Source organism: Vibrio sp. 2033, assembly GCF_033339735.1.
This window is the reverse complement of sequence record NZ_JAWOVC010000006.1, coordinates 33,853-55,213: the sequence shown is the minus strand read 5'-3', so window position 1 is coordinate 55,213 and position 21,361 is coordinate 33,853. Positions and strand designations below refer to the sequence as shown.

The 21,361-nt window shown below is 45.9% G+C and carries 13 protein-coding genes; 8 read left to right on the top strand and 5 right to left on the bottom strand.

Going from position 1 to position 21,361, the window contains the following annotated elements; genetic code table 11:
- Window positions 1–17 precede the first annotated feature (17 nt).
- Both malQ and R7P74_RS10345 read right to left on the bottom strand, forming a co-directional pair.
- The gene (malQ, locus tag R7P74_RS10350) at window positions 18–2,198 is read right to left on the bottom strand and encodes a 4-alpha-glucanotransferase (protein ID WP_170889946.1); all 2,181 of its coding nucleotides are present in this window, start codon (window positions 2,196–2,198) and stop codon (window positions 18–20) included.
- Between the two features lie 117 nt (window positions 2,199–2,315).
- Window positions 2,316–4,769 carry a glycogen/starch/alpha-glucan phosphorylase gene (locus R7P74_RS10345; protein ID WP_053307964.1) on the bottom strand — a complete coding sequence of 818 codons (2,454 nt, stop codon included), beginning with the start codon at window positions 4,767–4,769 and terminating at the stop codon, window positions 2,316–2,318.
- A 734-nt stretch (window positions 4,770–5,503) separates the two neighbouring features.
- On the opposite strand from R7P74_RS10345, the gene malT reads away from it, so the two are divergent.
- From malT to sstT, 7 genes are all read left to right on the top strand, one after another.
- Complete coding sequence (malT, locus tag R7P74_RS10340; RefSeq protein WP_005374834.1) at window positions 5,504–8,212, top strand: HTH-type transcriptional regulator MalT; 2,709 nt, start codon at window positions 5,504–5,506, stop codon at window positions 8,210–8,212.
- A 578-nt stretch (window positions 8,213–8,790) separates the two neighbouring features.
- Entirely contained in the window at window positions 8,791–9,708 is a 918-nt protein-coding gene (locus tag R7P74_RS10335; protein WP_031778872.1) for a DUF368 domain-containing protein, read from the top strand.
- 243 nt (window positions 9,709–9,951) lie between these two features.
- Window positions 9,952–10,377: a hypothetical protein gene (locus R7P74_RS10330; RefSeq protein ID WP_025768641.1), complete on the top strand. Its 426-nt coding sequence runs from the start codon at window positions 9,952–9,954 to the stop codon at window positions 10,375–10,377.
- A gap of 9 nt (window positions 10,378–10,386) precedes the next feature.
- Window positions 10,387–11,001 (top strand): SCO family protein, encoded by a 615-nt coding sequence (locus tag R7P74_RS10325; RefSeq protein ID WP_042522188.1) that lies wholly within the window; start codon window positions 10,387–10,389, stop codon window positions 10,999–11,001.
- A complete protein-coding gene (locus R7P74_RS10320) occupies window positions 10,991–11,299 on the top strand; it encodes a PTS transporter subunit EIIB (RefSeq protein ID WP_005384641.1) in 309 nt (102 codons plus the stop codon). Before R7P74_RS10325 ends, R7P74_RS10320 begins: the two co-directional genes overlap by 11 nt.
- 276 nt (window positions 11,300–11,575) lie before the next feature.
- Window positions 11,576–12,652, top strand: coding sequence for a ribosome small subunit-dependent GTPase A (gene rsgA / locus R7P74_RS10315; RefSeq protein ID WP_318122831.1), 1,077 nt, complete (start codon window positions 11,576–11,578; stop codon window positions 12,650–12,652).
- 356 nt (window positions 12,653–13,008) lie between these two features.
- The gene (gene sstT, locus R7P74_RS10310) at window positions 13,009–14,226 is read left to right on the top strand and encodes a serine/threonine transporter SstT (RefSeq protein WP_318122830.1); all 1,218 of its coding nucleotides are present in this window, start codon (window positions 13,009–13,011) and stop codon (window positions 14,224–14,226) included.
- 65 nt (window positions 14,227–14,291) lie between these two features.
- Here sstT and pdxY read toward each other — a convergent pair whose 3' ends face one another.
- The 3 genes from pdxY to R7P74_RS10295 all read right to left on the bottom strand — a co-directional run bounded on the left by pdxY (window position 14,292) and on the right by R7P74_RS10295 (window position 16,788).
- A complete protein-coding gene (gene pdxY, locus R7P74_RS10305) occupies window positions 14,292–15,161 on the bottom strand; it encodes a pyridoxal kinase PdxY (protein WP_136976802.1) in 870 nt (289 codons plus the stop codon).
- Window positions 15,162–15,262: 101 nt separating this feature from the next.
- A complete protein-coding gene (locus R7P74_RS10300; protein WP_005374817.1) occupies window positions 15,263–15,451 on the bottom strand; it encodes an AbrB/MazE/SpoVT family DNA-binding domain-containing protein in 189 nt (62 codons plus the stop codon).
- Between the two features lie 140 nt (window positions 15,452–15,591).
- Entirely contained in the window at window positions 15,592–16,788 is a 1,197-nt protein-coding gene (locus R7P74_RS10295) for a tetratricopeptide repeat protein (RefSeq protein ID WP_042522199.1), read from the bottom strand.
- A gap of 546 nt (window positions 16,789–17,334) precedes the next feature.
- On the opposite strand from R7P74_RS10295, the gene pulA reads away from it, so the two are divergent.
- The gene (pulA, locus tag R7P74_RS10290) at window positions 17,335–21,324 is read left to right on the top strand and encodes a pullulanase-type alpha-1,6-glucosidase (RefSeq protein ID WP_262634427.1); all 3,990 of its coding nucleotides are present in this window, start codon (window positions 17,335–17,337) and stop codon (window positions 21,322–21,324) included.
- Window positions 21,325–21,361 lie beyond the last annotated feature (37 nt).

Here is a 21,361-nt window from a genome sequence, read left to right as displayed (position 1 = left end):
ACGCCACTCTAGGCATCTTACTTACTCGCCTGTGCACGAACTTCAGTAAGGCGTTTAGAAATACGATTCACATCTTCACGGCTGAAGATTTCATCTAGGTTCATCGACAATTTACGACGCCAGTTTGGATACTCATCCACCGTACCAGGAATATTGACCGGTTGATCCATTTCTAGCCAGTCTTCAAGCTGAACACTAAGCAGTGCAGAGTCACCCGCGGCTACGTGCAGTTGCAGCGCTTCGCTTAGGTATGAATCCATTGGCACGTACTGAGCATCATGACCAATGCCTTCTGGCAAATAGCCATGCCAGCGAACGCTGTCTAGAATGCCTTGCTTGCACTTCAAGCGATCAGCAAATAAGCCTTCCAACTGTTTTTCATCTGGGTAAAGGCCAATCTCACGACCCATTTTCAAATCATCGCAGTGCCAGAAACCACGGAGGGTTGGCATGTCATGCGTACACAGTGCCGCCATCGATTGCTCTGCGTAGTGCTTCGGAGAAATGAACCCACCGTCTTCTTTCGAAGTTTCGAAGAAGAATACTTTGTATGAGTGCACACCTGCATCGCGTAGGATATCGACGATTTCATCTGGCACAGTACCTAAGTCTTCACCAATCACAGAACACTGATGACGGTGCGACTCAAGCGCTAGGATTGCTAGCATGTCTTCAACTGGGTAGTACAGGTATGCGCCTTCTGTCGCTTTCTCGCCTTTTGGAATCCACCAAAGGCGAAGCAGGCCAAGTACGTGGTCGATACGCAATGCACCACAATGCTTCATATTAGCACGTAGCAATTTGATGTAAGCGTCGTAGCCAGTCGCTTCTAAAACCTGAGGGTTAAGCGGAGGCAAACCCCAGTTTTGGCCTAGTGGACCAAGCACATCTGGTGGCGCACCGATGCTTGCATCCAATACTAGCGCGCCTTCGTCAGCCCATGTTTCGCTGCCTGAATCTGCAACACCCACCGCAAGGTCGCGGTACAAACCCACAGCCATGCCTTTTTCTTCGGCTAGCGCTTGCGCTTCTTTGATTTGATCGTCTGCGATCCATTGCAGGTACATGTACAAGTGAACACGATCTTGGTTATCCTTGATGTACTTCTGAGTACCAGCTGCGTCGAATGTGCGGTATTTCTCAGGGAATACAGGCCAACCCCACATGTTTGCATCTTCTGCATGTAAATCAGCATGAAGTGCATCGAATGCAGCTTGATGTAGCAAGCTGTCGCCGCCTTTTTCAACAAAGTCCAAGAAGGCACGAGCGCGATCGGTGTTTTTGTCTAAATGGCGAGCTTTAAACTCACTGAATAGCAGCGGAAGAACGCTCATTTTTAGTTGCGAAACTTCGGTGTAATTCACCCAATGAGAGTCTCGCGCTTTTTGTAGACGTTGTTGGAACTCTGCGCTACCAACACGCTGTTGTGCTTCTGCACTTAGCGCGAATTCAGGTACAGAGCTTACGTCGATGTACATGATGTTCAACCAACGACGAGAAGACGGGCTGTATGGGCTTGCCCCTTCTGGATTCGCAGGGAACAGCGAGTGAATCGGGTTCAAGCCAATGAAGTCACCGCCACGAGAGGCAATATCACTCACCAGTTGTTTTAGGTCGCCAAAATCACCGATGCCCCAGTTATGCTGAGTACGCAGTGTGTAAAGCTGGATACTAGGACCCCATAGCTTTTTGTGTTGGTTTAGATCGTCTTGTTTGAAACACGCTTTCGGCGTAATGATCAATGACATCTCGTAAGGTGTTTTACGACGCTTACGACTGATGATCAGTTTGTGATAACCCCAAGCCAAGTTCTTTGGCAATGCAAACACTAGAGGGCCACCCTCAGCACGCTCATCACGAACAATTTGGGACTGAAGATAGCCTTCAAGTACCTCTCCTTGTTCTGTTTCTAAACGCCAGCTGAATTCACTCTCACGAGCACTCGTACCTAGGTTTAGTTCCACTTCGACTGGTTCGCCGTCGCGTAAAACAAGAACAGGGGCTAGTACGTCTTTTTTATGTTTCTTTTCAGCAGAAGCCAGTAGTTTTTCATCACTGCTAGTATCGTAGCCAAGCGAAGCGAGCAAGCGGCGTAGCGTCTCCTCAGACACTTTAGCCTCATCTCCCCAAGCACTGACATAGCTATCAGCCAATCTCGCCATTTCCGCGACTTTCTTTAATGCTGTTTGTTCTTTCATCGCTTTCTCCGAAGGTAATACCAACACCTTCCATGTAGGGTTTTATTGTTATCAATAACTTCTTTTGGAAAATGACCAAAGGTAGCGCTTGGCTACCTTGGTCTTAACTAGGTTCTATTAGCGTTTCACCGCTTCAAGTTTCCAGATATTGTTCACGTAGTCGCGGATTGAGCGGTCTGACGTGAACTTGCCAACAAGGGCGGTATTAAGAATGGCCTTCTTCGCCCAGCCAGCTTGATCTTTATATTGTTCGCTCATGTCTTCGTGCGCTTTCACGTAAGATGCAAAGTCCGCAAGACATAAGTACGGGTCACCGCCGTCTAGCAGGCTGTCATACGTTGCACGCAGTAAGCCTGGTTGACCTGGTGTGAACTCTTCACCCAATAGCAAGTCCATTGACGCTTTGAGTAGGTGATCCGCATTGTAGTAATCAAATGGGTTGTAACCTTGAGCTTTCAGCGCTTTCACACCTTCAACATCTAGACCGAAGATGTAGATGTTCTCATCGCCTACTTCCTCACGAATCTCAACATTTGCACCATCCATTGTACCGATAGTTAGCGCACCGTTTAGCGCCATCTTCATGTTACCTGTACCTGATGCTTCTTTACCCGCTAGCGAGATTTGTTGAGAAACGTCAGCCGCAGGGATAATGATTTCAGCCATGCTCACGCGGTAGTCAGGGATGAATACCACTTTCAGCTTGTTACCGATGCGAGGATCGTTGTTCACCTTGTCTGCAATCTTATTGATTGCGAAGATGATTTCTTTCGCTAGGTGGTAACCCGGTGCTGCTTTTGCTGCGAAGAACACAACGCGTGGCGTACACTCAAAACCTGGTTCATTAAGAATACGGTGGTACAGAGACAGTACGTGTAGCAAGTCTAGATGCTGACGTTTGTACTCGTGCAGACGCTTGATTTGAACATCGAAGATTGCATTAGTATCGAGCTCGATACCCATGTTCTCTTTCACCCAAGTTGCTAGGCGTTCTTTGTTCTCTTTCTTCACGGCCATGAATTCTTTTTGGAATGTCGCGTCAGTGGCGTACTTCGCAATACCTTCAAGTTGCTCTAGTTTCGCTGGCCATTCTGGGCCGACTTTCTCAGTGATAAGCTGAGACAGACCTGGGTTACAGAACTTCAACCAGCGACGTGGCGTAATACCGTTCGTTACGTTGTGTAGACGTGTCGGGTACATTTCGTGGAACTCTGGGAATAGGTCTTTCTTAACCAATTCAGAATGAAGTGCTGCTACACCGTTTACTGCGTAAGAGCCGATTACACATAGGTTTGCCATGCGAACCATGCGGTGGAAACCTTCTTCGATGATAGAAAGCTTCTGTTGCTTCGCGACATCACCCGGCCACATTGCACGTACGTCTTGTAGGAAGCGATGGTTGATCTCGTAAATGATCTCCATGTGACGCGGCAGTAGGTGCTGAATTAGCGACTCTGGCCATGTCTCTAGCGCTTCAGGAAGTAGCGTATGGTTGGTGTACGCGAATGTCTTAGAGCTGATTTCCCAAGCCGCTTCCCAAGTTAGACCTTTTTCGTCCATCAGGATGCGCATTAGTTCAGGAATCGCAATCGTTGGGTGCGTATCGTTAAGCTGGATAGTCTCTTGCTTAGGTAGATCCGCTAGCGAGTAGCCTGCTGCTTCGTGGCGACGTAGGATGTCGCGTACAGACGCTGCTGAATGGAAGTACTGCTGCATCAGACGCAGTGTTTTACCTTTCTCGTGGTTGTCGTTCGGGTAAAGCACTTTGGTGATGTTACCTGCGTCGATCAGTGCGTGCTGAGCTTCGAAGTAATCACCATTGTTAAAGCTTGCTAGTGAGAATGGTGCAATCGCCTGACATTCCCAAAGACGTAGCGGGTAAACCGTGTCTGATTCGTAACCCACAATTGGAAGATCCCAAGGCATTGCTCTTACTGTCATGCCTGGTACCCATTTGCGAACCTCTTTACCGTTCTCGTTAATCACTTCAACGTGACCGTAGAAACCGATCTCTTGCGCAAGTTCTGGACGCGCAATTTCCCAAGGGTAACCTTCTACACCGCGCCATGCGTCAGGTGCTTCTTGCTGGCGACCATCTTTGAATGACTGTTTAAATAGACCGTATTCGTAATGTAAACCATAGCCGACAGTTGGGAATTCTTGTGCCGCACATGAATCCATGAAACACGCAGCCAGACGACCAAGGCCACCGTTACCCAATGATGGGTCGCGCTCTTCTTCTAGCAGATCAGTTAGGTTGTAACCTAGTTCAGCCATTGCTTCTGTTACTTGTTCGTACAGACCCATGCTGATTAGGTTGTTACCAGTCAAACGACCGATAAGGAATTCTAGCGAAAGGTAGTTAACGCTTTTGGCACTTTTAATGCGTGGATCTTCTTCTGTCGCAAGCAAATCTAGAGTAGTAAATTCAGCCAGAGCATGCCCCATTGCTAGGTACCATGCGCGGCTGTCTGCGTTTTCAATCGTATGAGCGTAAGTTACAGATAGGTGTTTCTTTACGCTTTCTTGGAACGACTTCTTGTCAAATTGTTTTTGTTGAGTAGGTTTCATTACGAAATTCTCACGTCTTTTGGTAATTCATCTGCCATACATCGTGCATTTACCTCTGTGAATAAACATCCTCCTAATTCTCATCCTTTGAAGGAGGAGGGCTGAGGGCGTAGAGGGGGTACCATTGCTAGGTTAGTGATCCAAATCTCAACAAAGTGAACTTTGCTCCAGTTCTTAGTGATTTTGATCACAATGGAATGTGAGAAAGGTTAAAACCCGTTCATGACGCTTTTTATAGTCCACTCATCTGATGATGTGAAAATTGTAATATCGGTCACATTAACTCGGTCAGCGTAGAAGAACTTTTCGTAATCTATGTGCAACGCGATCTTAACGCTAACGAAACAAACGATATTTAAGTGACGACAATCACAAATAAAGGGCGTAGTTGATGGTAAATCCATCAACCCTTGAGAATTAGGAAGTGGATCAAAGTAACGAACATTTCTGATGTCGTAACATCCCACTCAGCTCACAGGATTGTACGCTTTTTATACAAACTAGAATTAGGCGATGTGAGTTATTTCTAGTTTTCGCTAGCTTTTATATCTAAGTGACCGTATGGAATGGTTTTTCAGACGGACGCAAGCCCCAACAGTAGCGACATTATCTGGCATTCAAACAGTGTTTTTGATGCTGATGACATCATTCAGTAAGACGGCTTTCAAGGGGGCTTTACTAGAATGATCACGTTGCAGTCATTTGGGTATACACAAATAAGGACATAACTACTAATGTGGATTCCATCTAAGCTTACTCGACCAGGACGCCTGCACAATGCCATCGTGCGCCCACGAGTGTTGGACTTACTACAGCAAGCGCCTTACTACAAATTGGTTTTATTCCGATCCCCAGCAGGTTACGGAAAAACAACAATGGCAGCGCAGTGGCTATCCGATAAGCCAAACGTCGGTTGGTACAGCATTGATGACAGCGATAACGACGGCTTTCGCTTTGTAAACTATCTGCTTCAAGCATTAAACAAAGCCACCAACTTCAGTTGCGCTAACGCACAAAAACTGGCGGAAAAACGTCAGATCTCGTCTTTACGCTCCCTATTTAGCGAAGTATTCGCTGAAATGGCTGACTTTCATCAAGAGTGCTACGTGGTACTTGATGACTACCATTTAATCACGAATGATGAAATCCATGAATCCATGCGTTTCTTCTTAAAGCACATGCCAGACAACCTCACCGTTGTGGTAACCAGTCGTGCAGCGCCGCCTCTGGGCACTGCAAACTTACGTGTTCGTGATTTAATGATCGAAATCGGCAACGAGATGTTGGCGTTTGATACCGAAGAAACCACTCGCTTCTTTAACCAGCGTATCGCCGATGGTATTGATGAAGACATGGCGAACAGCCTAAGAACCTATGTTGAAGGTTGGCCATCGGCGATGCAGTTGATCGCATTACAAGCCCAACATCAAAACCGCACATTGGCACAAACTGTAGAGTCGGTATCGCAGTTCAATCACGCGCACTTGTGGGATTACTTGGTCGAAGAAGTGTTTGACTTACTCGATCACGAAACTCGTCACTTTTTAATGCAAGTATCCGTGCTTGACCACTTCAATGATGAGTTAGTGTTTGCCCTTACCCAACGCGAAGATGCACTGGGAATGATTGAATCGCTTAACCGTTACGGCTTATTCATTTACCCGCTCGAAGGGGAACAGAACTGGTTCCGGTTCCATAACTTATTTGGCGAGTTTTTATCTCATGAGCGCCAAGCTCGTATTCCTCAGCAAGAAAAAGATCTCCACCGCAATGCTGCTATCGCTTGGTTACAACAAAAAGCACCACACCAAGCGATTCATCATGCACAAAAATCGAATGATAAGGACTTAGTGGTAGAGATCCTAAACGAATTCGGCTGGAAGATGTTTAACCAAGGCGAACTCAGCACACTGGAAAGCTCAATTAACAAGTTGGACGATGATCTGTTGTTCAGCCACCCAAAACTTACGATGCTCCGAGCATGGTTGGCTCAAAGTCAGCATCGTTATAACCAAGTGGGCCACCTGCTTGAAGAAGCGGAAGAGGAACACAAAAAGCGTAACATTGCGTTAGATATTCATTATCAAGGTCAAGCAAACGCGTTGCTTGCTCAAGTGGCTATCAACAGTAACCAGCCAGAAAAAGCTCTCGAATTAGCGGAGTTAGCGCTTAGCCAACTTGATAACACAATTTACCGTAGCCGAATTGTGGCGACTTCGGTTGTTGGTGAAGTTAACCACGTGCTAGGTAAACTAGACCGTGCTTTGCCAATGATGCAACAAACTGAAAAGCTAGCTCGTCAGTATCAGGTATACCACCAAGCGTTATGGGCAATATTGCAGCAAAGCGAGATTTTAATTGCACAAGGTTACGTGCAAGCTGCCTTTGAACTACAAGATTCCGCATTCCGTCTGATTGAAGATCAGCAGCTTCAGCATGTTCCTCTTCATGAATTTTTGCTGCGTATTCGCGCGCAAGTACTTTGGTGCTGGAACCGACTTGATGAAGCGGAAGAATGCGCGTACAAAGGTCTGCAAATTCTCGAAAACCATTCACCAAGCAAGCACTTACATAGCTATTCGATGTTGGCGCGTATTGCGATTGGACGCGGTGAATTAGACAAAGCCGGTAAATTCATTGAGCACATCCAACACTTGATGAAACAGTCGACTTATCACGTAGATTGGACTGCAAACGCTTCACTATCGTTGATTCTATTTTGGCAAGCGCGCGGGAATACCGATGCAATGCAAGAATGGCTCAACACTGCGGTTCGTCCTGAATCGGCATGCAACCACTTTTCTCAATTGCAATGGCGTAACATTGCTCGCGCCCACATTAACTTAGGCCAATATACCGACGCTCGTGCTGCGTTAGATTTTCTCCAAGGTGAAGCTCGTCGCACTAACCTAATCACAGATACTAATCGCAACTTAGTGGTTGAAGCAGTCCTTTCTGCTCGCCAAAAAGATGAGGAGCAAGCCAAGGCTCTGTTAAAAGAAGCATTAGTAATGACGAACCAAACTGGCATGGTCGGAAACTTCCTGATTGATGGTGCAACCATTGGCGGTCTGCTGGAGAAGTTGAGCCTCCGCCATGAACTGGGCGATCTTGAGCGTCACCGTGCTCAACAGTTAATGAAGGACATTTCATCGAATCAACGTAGCCGGTCGATTCACTTTGATGAAGACTTTATTGAAAAGTTGGTGAATCACCCTAATGTGCCAGAGCTAGTACGTACTAGCCCATTAACACAACGCGAATGGCAGGTTCTGGGGCTGATTTATTCAGGCTTTAGTAACGAGCAAATCGCACAAGAGCTGGATGTGGCAGGTACGACAATTAAAACCCACATTCGCAACCTGTACCAAAAGCTTAATATTGCTAATCGTAAAGAAGCCATTGTGACAGCTGAAAATTTGCTACAGTTAATGGGATACTGAACTGCTAGATAAACGGGTTAAAACGTAAAGTAAAACACAAGGGTTGACGTAACACGTCAGCCCTTTTTTATGACTGACAGAAAGAGAAGTGCAATTTGCAAAGCACGTAAGTAACGTTGTTCATATAAAAAAATAGCCAACCGCAATAATCGCGATTGGCTTATATTTAGTGTGAACAAATTGTATTCACTAACAACGTCAGTTGGCTAGGTGACCCTCGGCTTAAGAAGGGTCGAGCAGTATTATGCATTAATCATGCCAAAATGCAAAGACTTATTTTTGGGCACAAGATCTCATATAAGCTGGATTTATTCACGCGCAAATTATCAAAATGCAATTTAATAATGCAAATTGCAATTGCATAATGCAACCAAGATTGATAATTGATAGTAGAGTTAATCATCTCAAAAATGTAAACCAAGCATTAAAAGCTCGTTACGGCGGCATTGTCTCTTGGCGGGTAATAAAGATAGGCAATAGATTGGATATAAAACCAAGTAGTTACAGCACTATTTCATACTTTTTTCATCGCAATGTTTGTATACTCTCTGCCATCGAAACGACTTAGCATTAGAGCAATGAACTACTTAATTACTTTCTTCAAGGGAATCGCCATGGGTGCAGCAGATGTTGTACCTGGTGTATCTGGCGGCACCATCGCGTTTATCACTGGTATTTACGATACGCTGCTTGAAAGCATTCGACGCATTAACCCCTCACTTTTCTCTATCTGGCGAAAAGAAGGGGTTAAAGCCGCGTTTAATCACATCAACGGATTCTTCCTTATCGCTCTGTTTGCCGGCATTTTCACCAGTATTGCAACGCTAGCAAAGTTGATTACTTGGCTTCTTGACACACACCCGATCCCACTTTGGTCATTTTTCTTTGGTCTGATTTTGGTCTCTGTGTATCACATTATTCGTCAGGTTGAGCAACGCGATCTTGTCCGCTTTGTCATTCTGCTCGTTGGTGTCGGGTTTGCTTATAGTATTACTGTGCTCAAACCTTTACACATGGAACCAACGGCCATTAACACCTTATTCGCTGGAGCTATCGCGATTTGTGCGATGATCTTGCCGGGTATCTCTGGCAGTTTTATTTTGCTGCTGATTGGCATGTATGCTCCTGTATTAGCCGCAGTGAAAGGTTTTCAAGTCGATACATTAGCGCTATTTTTGTCTGGCTGCGTGATCGGTTTACTGTCCTTCTCTCACTTATTGTCGTGGTTACTACGCAAGTTCCGTGATTTCACCCTGATGTTTTTGACTGGATTAATGATTGGTACGTTGCCAAAGATTTGGCCATGGAAAGAAACCATCACTTGGCGCACCAATTCGAAGGGCGAACAAGTGCCATTGCTACAGCACAACCTATCACCATTTGAATTTGAACACGTGACATCACAACCTTCTCAGTTAGTACTTGCTGTCGTGATGATGCTTGCAGCCATTGCTCTGGTTTTAGGTCTAGAGAAATTCGCAGACTCAGATAAATAACTTTGGTATCAAACACATACTGAACCAAATAAAAACGGAGCCAATTGGCTCCGTTTTTATTTATTGGCTAAGGACAAAACATCTCAATTGAAAACTCTGCTGTATTTGATGCAATAAAGTCCGTCGCGTTATAAGGAAGCTGGTCACCGAGGTATAACGCACAATTTACCGAGGTCACGAGTTGGCGAGCGGCGCATCTGTGCTACGATGCTCGTAATGTTAAGTGATAAATGCTGAACCTTAATGAAACTGTTACAAATCGCCGCTGTTTCAGCCGCATTAGTCGCGGGATTTTATGCCCCGACTCTAATAAAAAGCTTTTCTTCTTCCACTCAAAGCAAGTCAATAGATGAATACTGCTTTCTCTCTACAACCTCTTGCGTCCAAGAAAATGTTACGATGACGCTAAACTCAGAAACTGCTCAACCCTTGGTTCCTACCACTCTAAATGTTGAGTGGCATACAAGCGATGCTAAGCAACTCATCCTAAGTCTTTCAGGAAGAGAAATGGAGATGGGTGAGCCTAAGTTTTTACTGAAGCAAATCGCTCCTGGCCAATATCAAGGTGACATCATTCTCCCGGTTTGCACGGAGGATGCAATGACTTGGGTTGGTGAACTCAGTGATGGAGAGAATACCGTTTACCCTGCTATAAAAATGCAAAGATAAGGAATCGTTATGAGCCGCAATTGGTCCCTATTTCTCGTAGCTGCTTTCGCACTCGGATTTGGCGTAAAGAGCTATTTAGATAATCAGAAAACGAAGCCAGAGCAAGTGGACAGTTCCACCTCTCAACAAACGGTATTGTTTGGGGAAAATAACCAAGCCGTCAATATCTTCGATGTGAATGACCCTCGCATCCGAGTCGTCTATTTTGGCTTTACTCGCTGCCCAGACGTTTGCCCAACTTCTCTTGCAATGCTGGCAGGAGCACTGAATCAAATTGACGACGCGCAAAAAGCACAACTACGCCCGATGTTCATTTCTTTAGACCCAGAGCGTGATGAGGCCGATGCATCAGCAAAATATGCCCATTACTTCCATCCAATGATTGAAGGCCTATCGGCACCACTTGATGTAACGACACCTTTGGCACACAACTATGGTGTCATTTTCCGCAAGACAGAATTGGAAGGCTCGGAACTAAAGTACACGCTGGATCATAGCTCTTACTTTTACTTCTTGAAGCCGGATGGCACGTTAATCACTAAAGTACCGCATACGCTCTCGCCGGCACCGATTGTTGAAGCCATTTCAAAACTAACGACCGAAGGCTCTTCAAATGACGGTTAAGTCAGTGCTGAAGCAATTTTTCAATTTCCTAACTCATACCAACCCCAATGTCGAACAAGACGTCGATACGATCATTGACGCCATTGGGGGCATAGAGAACCTGCTAGAAACTGGTGCATGTGCGACTCGGCTGCGTCTTACCCTCAGAGCGACGTCCGTCATCGATAAGAACGCACTCAAAAATCATGGCGCGCATGGCGTCGTGATATTGGATGATCGTCATGTCCAAATCATATACGGCTTAAAAGCCAACACGTATTCGCAAATTATGGAAGAGCGCATCACAAAACAAAGTTAATATTTTTGCAGTATAGCTACCCTCTTTAAAAAACGGCGGCTATACTCTTTTGGCTTAATTAACTCACTTATTTATTAACCAACGAAGAGGACACAAGATGATTGTATTGAATAACACTAACTGGGCATCGCAAGGGTAACCCTAACAGCACCGACTCTGTGGCATAACCACAACTTCCCCTTCTCTGCCCGGTCTTCACCGGGGTCAACTCTATCCGAATTAGACCCTAATGCGATTTGTATTAAGGCGCTTTGTTGCGTCTGGGATAATTCAATAATGAATCAAACACATACTTTTTGTGACACATTAGTTTTAACTTCAAACCCTCTAAAACAATTGGGTTGGAAACCATTTTTTCAGCAACAACTGACATTAGACGATTACGACAACACTATCTTTGCTCGTGTGATTGCGCACCACCGAAGTGGTTATTTATTGGCAACAGAAACTGGGCAAGTTCATCTTAATGCCCACCATTCTTTACCCAACATGACCGTCGGAGACTGGGTAATCTTAAATGAAGATCAGCAATTTGTTCGCTTACTGGATCGCTTGAGCCTCTTTAGCCGCAAAGCCGCTGGCAGCAAAGTGGCAGAGCAACTCATCGCAGCCAATGTGGATACAGTGTTTATCGTCTGTTCCCTTAACGACGACTTCAATTTAAGTCGTATTGAACGTTATCTTGCCTTGGCTCATGAAGCCGAAGTCGAACCCGTCATCGTGCTTTCCAAAGCCGATTTGTGTGACAATACTGATGAACTAAAAAGCCAAGTACAGAAGCTCGATCCTCTATTAGCTATAGAGACAGTCAACGGCTTAGAAATAGAGAGTGCTTCTAAACTCATGACCTGGTGCCAAGAAGGACAAACCCTCGCTTTTATCGGTTCTTCAGGCGTTGGCAAATCAACTCTTGTTAATGCATTACTCGGGCAACAAGAACAGGCAACTGGGCATATTCGTGAAGACGATAGCAAAGGTCGACATACAACTACATCGCGCTCTATCCATCTATTACCTGATGGCGGCATCTTGATTGATACTCCGGGAATGCGCGAGCTTCAACTAGCAGATTGTGAATCGGGGGTCAGTGAGGCGTTTTCTGACATTGAGGCGCTCGCTCAGCGTTGTCGCTTTGGCAATTGTAAGCACCAAACTGAGCCAGGCTGCGCAGTTCAAACTGCGATTGCAAATGGCAAACTGGAGGTTCGTCGTTTCAATAACTATCAAAAACTATTGCGAGAACAAGCCTTTAACGGCGCGACTTTGGCAGAGCAACGAGCACAAAGTCGACGATTCGGTAAACTTGCTCGCAATGCCATGAGTGATAAGCGCAGGCGCCAACAAAGTTATTAATTTGTTGCGTTTGAGTTGTCAATAAAATCAAAGGAGACGAAAGTCTCCTTTTTAACAACTTTATTAAAAACCATTACTCATAACTAATGATAATTTTCAACATAAAAATCTTATTTAAATAACATTGAGCAAACATTTAATCCAAAAACAAACTAAAACTAGACACAATATATTACCAAGCTAAGATATGTGATATTCAGCAAGAAAATGGCTGAATTTATAAAAACAGGATAATTGATAATCATGTGTCTTAGTGACCAGAAGCAATGCTCACCCCTTGTAATATAAGGGCATTATCGCCGTGTAATGATGGACTATTGCCCTGCCACTCTGGCATAAAATTGCAGGAATGATGTATGCAACACAACAGCCTCGTTGCCCGATATGCTCGTGGTAACCTCGTCGTCCAGATCCTTGTCGGTATCGTCTTTGGTATTTTGCTCGCGACAATTTCTCCAAGCCATGCCGAAAGCGCGGGATTAATTGGTAGCCTTTTTGTCGGTGCGCTTAAAGCGATCGCGCCAATTCTTGTGTTTATTTTGGTTGCCGCTTCAATTGCAAACCAAAAGAAAAACCAACACACTTACATGCGCCCAATCGTTGTACTGTACCTGATGGGTACATTCTTCGCGGCGCTATCAGCAGTGGTTCTAAGCTTCCTTTTCCCGACCAATTTAACGCTTGTCACCGGCGCTGAAGGTACAACGCCTCCTCAAGGTATTGCTGAAATTCTACGCACATTGTTGTTTAAACTGGTCGACAACCCAGTAAATGCACTAGTAGAAGCAAACTACATCGGCATTCTTGCTTGGGGTGTGGGTCTGGGTCTTGCACTACACCACGCATCGGCAACAACGAAGGCCGTATTTGAAGATCTAAGCCACAGCGTGTCTCACATTGTGCGCTTTATCATTCGTCTTGCACCATTTGGTATCTTTGGCTTGGTTGCTTCAACGTTTGCGACAACGGGCTTTAGCGCGCTAGCAAGCTACGCACACCTTCTGGCGGTTCTTCTTGGCGCAATGATGATCATCGCACTCGTTGTAAACCCGGCGATCGTGTTCGTTAAAACCAAACAAAACCCTTACCCACTTGTATTCCGTTGTCTGCGTGAAAGTGGTGTAACAGCGTTCTTCACTCGTTCAAGTGCGGCGAATATTCCAGTAAACATGGCACTATGTGAGAAGCTAAAACTGGACGAGGATACATACTCAGTATCTATTCCTCTAGGTGCGACCATCAACATGGCTGGTGCTGCAATCACTATCACAACGCTAACGCTTGCAGCTGTGCACACTATGGGTATCGAAGTTGATCTACTGACTGCGCTACTTCTAAGTATTGTAGCTGCGGTTTCTGCATGCGGCGCATCAGGTGTTGCAGGTGGCTCTCTACTACTTATCCCACTTGCGTGTGGCCTGTTTGGTATCTCAAACGACGTAGCAATGCAGGTTGTAGCGGTTGGCTTCATTATCGGTGTGATTCAAGACTCTGCAGAAACTGCGCTAAACAGCTCAACAGACGTTGTCTTTACGGCAGCAGTTTGTAAATCAGAGCAGCAAAAAGCTCAGTAAGACTGACAGAACAAATAGAAAGGGGAGCCGATGATGGCTCCCCTTTTTTGTTTAATTGCGCTCAATTACGCGGTGACCAAAGCCACTTCTTCAATCAGGAAGTGTTTGCTTGGTTCAACAAACTCTTGCTGCGCAGCAATAGTTTGCAGTTCCCACTCACCCGCATGGTACGTTGCACTCAACACACCGTAACACGCGTCGTGACAATGTTGGAAAGCTTGTTTAGGAGACCAGCCTTTTAAGAGTCCCGCGGTAAAGATAGCTGAAATAAGATCGCCCACGCCAACAGGTTGTTTAGCAAACTCAAATTGAGGACGCTTCGCAAGGTAAATACCTTCTTGCGTAGCCAATAGCATGTTAAAGCTGCCATTTTCTAGGCAGTAAAGGTGCTTAACTAGCACCACTTTTGGACCTTTCTCTAGCGCACGTTGGCATGCGGTGATCGCATCGTCTAGTGAGTGGATTTCCATCTCAGCAAATTGACTTAGCTCGAATTGGTTCGGAACGATCACGTCCGCCATTGGCATCAAACGCGTTAGAAGATTTTCAGCAATGCCCGGAGCCACAATGCAGCCTTTGTCTGGCGCGCCCATCACAGGGTCGCAAACGTAAAGTGCGTTCGGGTTCGCTTGCTTCACTTTCGTCACGGTATCTTCAACAGCAAGGCACTGCTCTGCGCTACCTTGGTAGCCCGTCAATACCGCTTGGCACTTTTCCAGCGCGCCGATGTTACCAAGTCCACGAACTAACTCGCTGATGTCTTCAGCCGCAAACGCTCGCCCAGTCCAGCCTTCTTGATACTGCGTGTGGTTAGAAAATTGAACGGTATGAATCGGCCATACTTCGAAACCCATGCGTTGCATTGGGAAAACAGCACTGCTGTTACCAGCATGACCAAAAGAAACATGAGATTGTATAGAGAGGATACCTTGCATAGTACCTTACCTCTTATTGTAGTTATCGATAGTTCAAAGACAGCGGCAAGCGCCAGTTTTGCGAAACCAGTAGTGTATCCGACAAACCAAGATTCTCTAACTCAATTCTCCTCAATATCTTCAGAGTAAGTTGGAGCGTTGGTTTTCAACACCATCTTCTTAATTTCCATTTTGTCTTTATTCAGTGCGATTTCTAGGGTATCTCCTTCCCTTATCCCGAGCTGAGCCAGGATTACGCTTGGAATGACTACGGCGGTGTCGTCACCGATTTTAACAGGTTGACTTATCATCTTTCGTCCTCCAAATGTCGAAAATGAGTTTTCACGTCATTGGATGTCTAGCCTCAAATACATTAAGCTGACTTGGGTTTGGCGTAACATTTTAAAGACAAAAGAAAAGCCTCAATCTTGAGGCTTCTGGATAAGATAGGTTATGGCTGAAGGAAGTTTTGAGTGAAATCGAGCGCCTCTTTAGAGAGTTTTTTTTCGTTAGGCGATGTGCTTGCCTGGTCTTCTGCTGTTACCGTTGTCATCTTAGGCTGAAAATCTAGTGTTGATGTCTCCTCCCAAGCTTCGGAGGCGTCTTTATTCTCATCATTCAACACCGCATTGAGCTCCTCTTCCGCAGGAAAATACGCTTCGCGTTTGTACACTTTGTTAAGGGCTCGAATAATAGAGTGCTTTCTAACCATTCCTGAGGCCAGCTTTCTTTGCAACGGCTTCGCTATGGACTGCAATCCAACGACAACATCAACACCAATATTGGTTGCCACTTCATCACGCAACGTACGTGCAGGTTGGTAGCCCATATTAGCAGCAAGAAACAGCCAAACGTAAGCAATTGCATTACCCGTTTTACCTTTATCCTTCCACGCTTCGCCAGCATGATACATCGCTTTAGCACTGCCACCTTCCGCGGCCCGTTCCAGCCAGTAGCAACCTTTAACCATGCTTTTTTCTGTACCAATGCCATTTAGGTAACATAAGCCGACTTGGATTTTGCCATCCGCACTGTCTTTTTCCGCCGCTTTCATAAACCAGTAAAGCGCATCTGCACTGCGTCCTGCACTATTGTCTGGTGAAAGCTGCCATTCCCCCATATAAATCATGGCATCAATGCAGCCTTCTTCGGCGGCAGTTTCAATCAGTTGGTTACCTTTTGGGATATTTTTTTCAGTTCCTCGACCAAAGACCAAGGCCTTGCCCGTCGAAAATTTCGCTTCGGTATCCCCTTCCATTCCCGCAATTGCGGTACGCCAGAAGTTTGCCTGCTCTTTTAAAATCACATCTTCGCGCATGCGTTCACTTAAGCGAACAATGCCGTACATCCCCGTCACATTGTCCAGTTTAGCGGCTTTATCATACCAATACAGCGCTTGACGAATGTTGTCCTTTTCGGCTTCTTTCGCTAGAAATAAAATGGTGGGGATATGCCCGGTTTCTGCTTTGAACTCTCGCTCTTTACGCTCTTGCTCTCGCGCTTTATGCATCGCCTTTCGATAAGCGGCTTCGCGAGCTTTCCTCTCTGCCTCGAGTCTCTGTTTCCGCATCGACAACGAGATCATCCACACAAATATCAGGACGAGTGAAAGGCCAGTTGCCGCAATGGCAATGCCCATACTACTCATAAATAGCCTCTTTTGGTTTCAGGGCCCAATTCAACTCCCTTTCAGGGAAATCTTATGATTACGCGCCGACGTAATGCCGACTACCTTCATTATATAACGACCACTTAGCGAAAATCTGAAGCTTGCGAATACTTAATGGCGGTATTTTACTCAACATCACTGCAACTTATTTTTAAAAGAAAAATATAGCCCTCATTTTTATAGAACTTAATCACGGTTTTGGGGCTGAGACATTCTCATCCCCTATCATCCCCCCTTACTCATCCCATAAAAATTTACATTTTAATGATGTGCAGAACCTCTCACTATGCGTCTGTTTTATTATTTAATTTGTGAACAAAATCGACTGTGACAGAAAATTTTCACTTGTAAAAAACTTAACTGCCTGCTCTCACATTTTGCTGATGATTCAGTGTATTAGCATCTAATTGAACATTTCCTTTTTTGGCATCTGCCTTTCTAGCGTGTGCAAAACCTTCTTGATGATTGAGTCAGCGAAGGCAGCGCGCAGCTCAATATCAATTCAATAACAATGGATTTGTAAACGTGGACAATAAGACATTTAAATTATCAACAATTGCCAAAACCGTACTGCCTTTGATTTCCGTCGCGGTAATCAGCGGTTGTGGTAGTGATAGCACGAACGAAGATACGACGAACCCTGGCTCAGGCTTGTACCCTGCGGGAGAGAACGAAGTCGTCATTTATTACAAACGTGACGTAGCATCAGCTTCAACAGCAAGCGACTACGAAGGTTGGGGCTTGCACCTATGGAACGGTGAGGGCTGTACCAGCACAGATTTAGACGCAATGGGCATTCCGGGAACAGGAACGGATTGGTCTGCGCCACACCCATTCGATGGCATCAACGACACCTACGGTGCTTACTACGTACTGAAAATAAACCCAGACGCCTCTGACCCACACGAATGCATGAACTTCATTCTGCACAAAGGTGATGAGAAAGCGTTCGGCAGCGCAAACTCAAAAGTAGAGTTGACGAAAATCGGCGAATCGAAAGGTTTGTTTGGCTTCCACGGCAGCAGTGAACTTTACTACGAGCCAATAGAAGAGCGCCCTGTTGATATTGATGGTCAAAAAGCCCATTGGTTAGACGCCAACACCATTGCATGGGAAGCGGCGACCAGTGCGGATTCCATGAAGCTGTTCTACAGCCTTAGCAATGACATCAAAATGGATGAAGATAAGCAAATCTCTGGCGGTACAGCGGTTGAGCTGACAAAAGCTGGTGAGTTGTCTGATGGTCTGAAATCACGCTTCCGTCACCTTGCTAGCCTTCAAGCTGCGGGTATCGATGTCGATGACGCGACCTTGCGTACGATCCTGAAGTCACAAATCGTTATGGTGGCTTACAACGCAAATGGTGACGTCATTTCTGCAACTGAAGTGCAAAAACCGGGCGTTTTGGATGCGGTGTTTGCCGATTCCAAGGCAGGTAACGCGATCGGTCAAGAACTCGGTGCGATTGTGGAAGGCGGTGCCGCAACCTTCAAACTATGGGCACCAACTGCCCAAGATGTTGATCTGATAATCTACGATGAAAACTTAGCAGAAGAAGCGACCGTTGCCATGACGGAAGACCCAGCAACAGGTATCTGGGTTTCTGAGGCACAAAGCAACGTTGTCAACAAATATTATCGCTACCAAGTTAAGGTATACCACCCAACAACTGGCGTCGTTGAAACGCGTTTGGTAACAGACCCATATTCAATGAGCTTGTCTAAGAACTCACGATACTCGCAAGTGGTTGATTTAGATGATCCAAGCTTAATGCCTCAAGATTGGAAAAACTACGCACGCCCAACGGTTAAAAAAGACGAAGACCACGTCCTTTACGAGTCACACATTCGTGATTTCAGCTTTAACGACAGCAAAGGCACACCAAGTCTTGATGGCAAATATCTGGCGCTTACAGAACCTGAGCGTGAGTCTGTATCTCACTTACAAGCTTTAAAAGATGCTGGCCTAACAACGCTACATATCCTGCCTGCGTTTGATATTGCAACCGTGGATGAAGACGCTGACAAGCGAGTCGATATCACCGACACCGTGGGTAAACTTTGTGGCATCAAGCCAGAAGCCTCCATTTGTGAGACCGAAGATGACGGCAAAGTAATTGAAGAGGTATTAAATAGCTACGACCCAACAACGGGCAAAGCACAAGCGTTGATGAACGATCTTCGCATGCTAGACAGCTTCAACTGGGGTTATGACCCTTACCACTACACCGTGCCAGAAGGCAGTTATGCGACCGATCCTAACGGGTCTAAGCGTATTCTTGAGTTCCGCGAAATGGTTCAAGCGACGCATAAAATGGATCTGAAACTGGTCATGGACGTCGTGTACAACCACACAAATGCATCTGGTGTGAACGAAAAATCAGTACTGGATAAGATTGTCCCTGGGTACTACCACCGCCTAAACGTCAACACTGGCGGCGTCGAAAACTCAACCTGTTGTGATAACACCGCAACCGAGAACTTGATGATGGGTAAACTAATGGTTGACTCATTGATGGTATGGGCGGATGACTATAAAGTCGATGGTTTCCGTTTTGACCTTATGGGCCACCAGCCGAAAGATGTGATGGTTTACGCACTTGAAAAAGTCCGTGAAATTGACCCGAATACCTTGTTCTACGGCGAAGGTTGGGACTTTGGTGAAGTCGCGCAAAACGCTCGCTTCGATCAGGCGACACAAGTCAACATGGCGGGGACAGAAATCGGTACTTTCTCTGATCGTCTGCGTGACGCAGTTCGTGGCGGAAGCCCGTTTGATGGCGGTGTAGATTCTGAAGGTAAGCACCCACTTCGCTTTAACCAAGGCTTTGGTAACGCCGCTTATCCTAACGAAGAAACCAAAACTGACGCAGAGTCGGTGAATGGTCGTTTACACAACCAAGATCTGGTTCGTCTAGGTATGGCTGGTAACTTGGCTGATTACATCCTTCTTGATTACAAAGGCGAAACCAAACTGGGTAAGAACGTTGATTACAATGGTGCGCCTGCAGGCTACACAAAAGTGCCATCAGAGAACATCTCTTACGTGTCTAAGCACGACAACCAAACATTGTGGGATAACAACGCCTACAAGATTGCGACAGGCACTTCATCTGCCGAGCGTGCACGTATGCAGTCTGTGTCCCTATCAACGGTGATGCTTGGTCAAGGCATTCCATTTATCCACATGGGTTCTGAGCTATTGCGCTCTAAATCTATGCAGCGCGACTCGTACGATTCTGGTGACTGGTTCAACCGTGTATTCTTCGACGGAAGCGACAATAACTGGAACGTTGGTCTACCACGTGAAGACAAAGACGGTGCAAACTGGGAGCTGATCAAAACCATCGTTGGTGACAGCACGGCGAAACCAGATTCAACCGACATCGAGCTGACTAAGCAACAATTCCTAGAGCTACTAAAAATCCGCAGCACAAGCGAACTGTTCCGCCTAGATACCGCGCAAGAAGTGATGAACCGTGTGGACTTCCGCAACGTAGGGAAAGACCAAGTGGAAGGCTTGATTGTGATGTCTATCGACGATGGTACATCAGCGGGTGCCGATTTAGATTCGAACTACGATGCTGTCGTGGCCGTTGTGAACTCAACATCAACTGAGAAATCTTTCAAAGTTGCTGGCGCAACTGGTTTCGAACTGCATGAAGTTCAACAAAACTCTGCGGATGACATCGTCAAAGGTGCAAGCTTCACCAATGAAACGTTCACAGTACCAGCACTGACAACAGCGGTATTCGTGCAGCCACAAAACGGCGCACAAGGTGCTGGCCTACCAGTAAACACGGATAACAAAGACGTATCGAGCATTCCTCCTTACGGCGAAACCGTTGTTTACGTGAAAGGCACGATGAACGAGTGGTCTGATAGCAGTGATTGGGCGATGACCTTTATTGGCAACGGTATGTACTCTGTAACTGGCGTTCTTGAAGCTGGTGAACACGAGTTCAAATTCGCGGACTCTGGTTGGGCAAATCCAAACATCGGTTGTGATATTGCGAATATAGCTTCTGGTTCACTAGACTTAGGTTCAGAAGGTAACTGTAAGCTGTCTGTTGCTGAAACAGGTAAGTACAACTTCACTCTGAACGCGCTGCATGTTCAAGATGAAAGCGTAGAAAAACCGGTCGTGTCAGTGACCAAATCAGCAGATGCACCAACATTCGGTGAAACAGCACTTTACTTACGTGGCACTATCACTACATGGGATGCTCCAGCACAAGACTCAACAGCGAAGTTCAGCTATGTTGCAAATGACGTTTATTCGCTAGACATTGACCTAGCGGCGGGCAACTACGAAATGAAAGTTGCGAGCGCAGACTGGGCAGCAGACACCAACTTCGGTGGCGAAGGCAGTGTTGAGCTTGGTAAAGCGCTAACGATGGAAGTCGGTGGCGGTAGTGCAAACCTGAAAATTGCGATTGCAGAAGCAGGAAATTACAACTTCCACTTCAACGCGGCTGACAAGTCGGCGCCAATCGTGACGGTAACGAAAAACTAATTTCATTTAAAAACATCCGTAATGAAAAAGGGGAAGC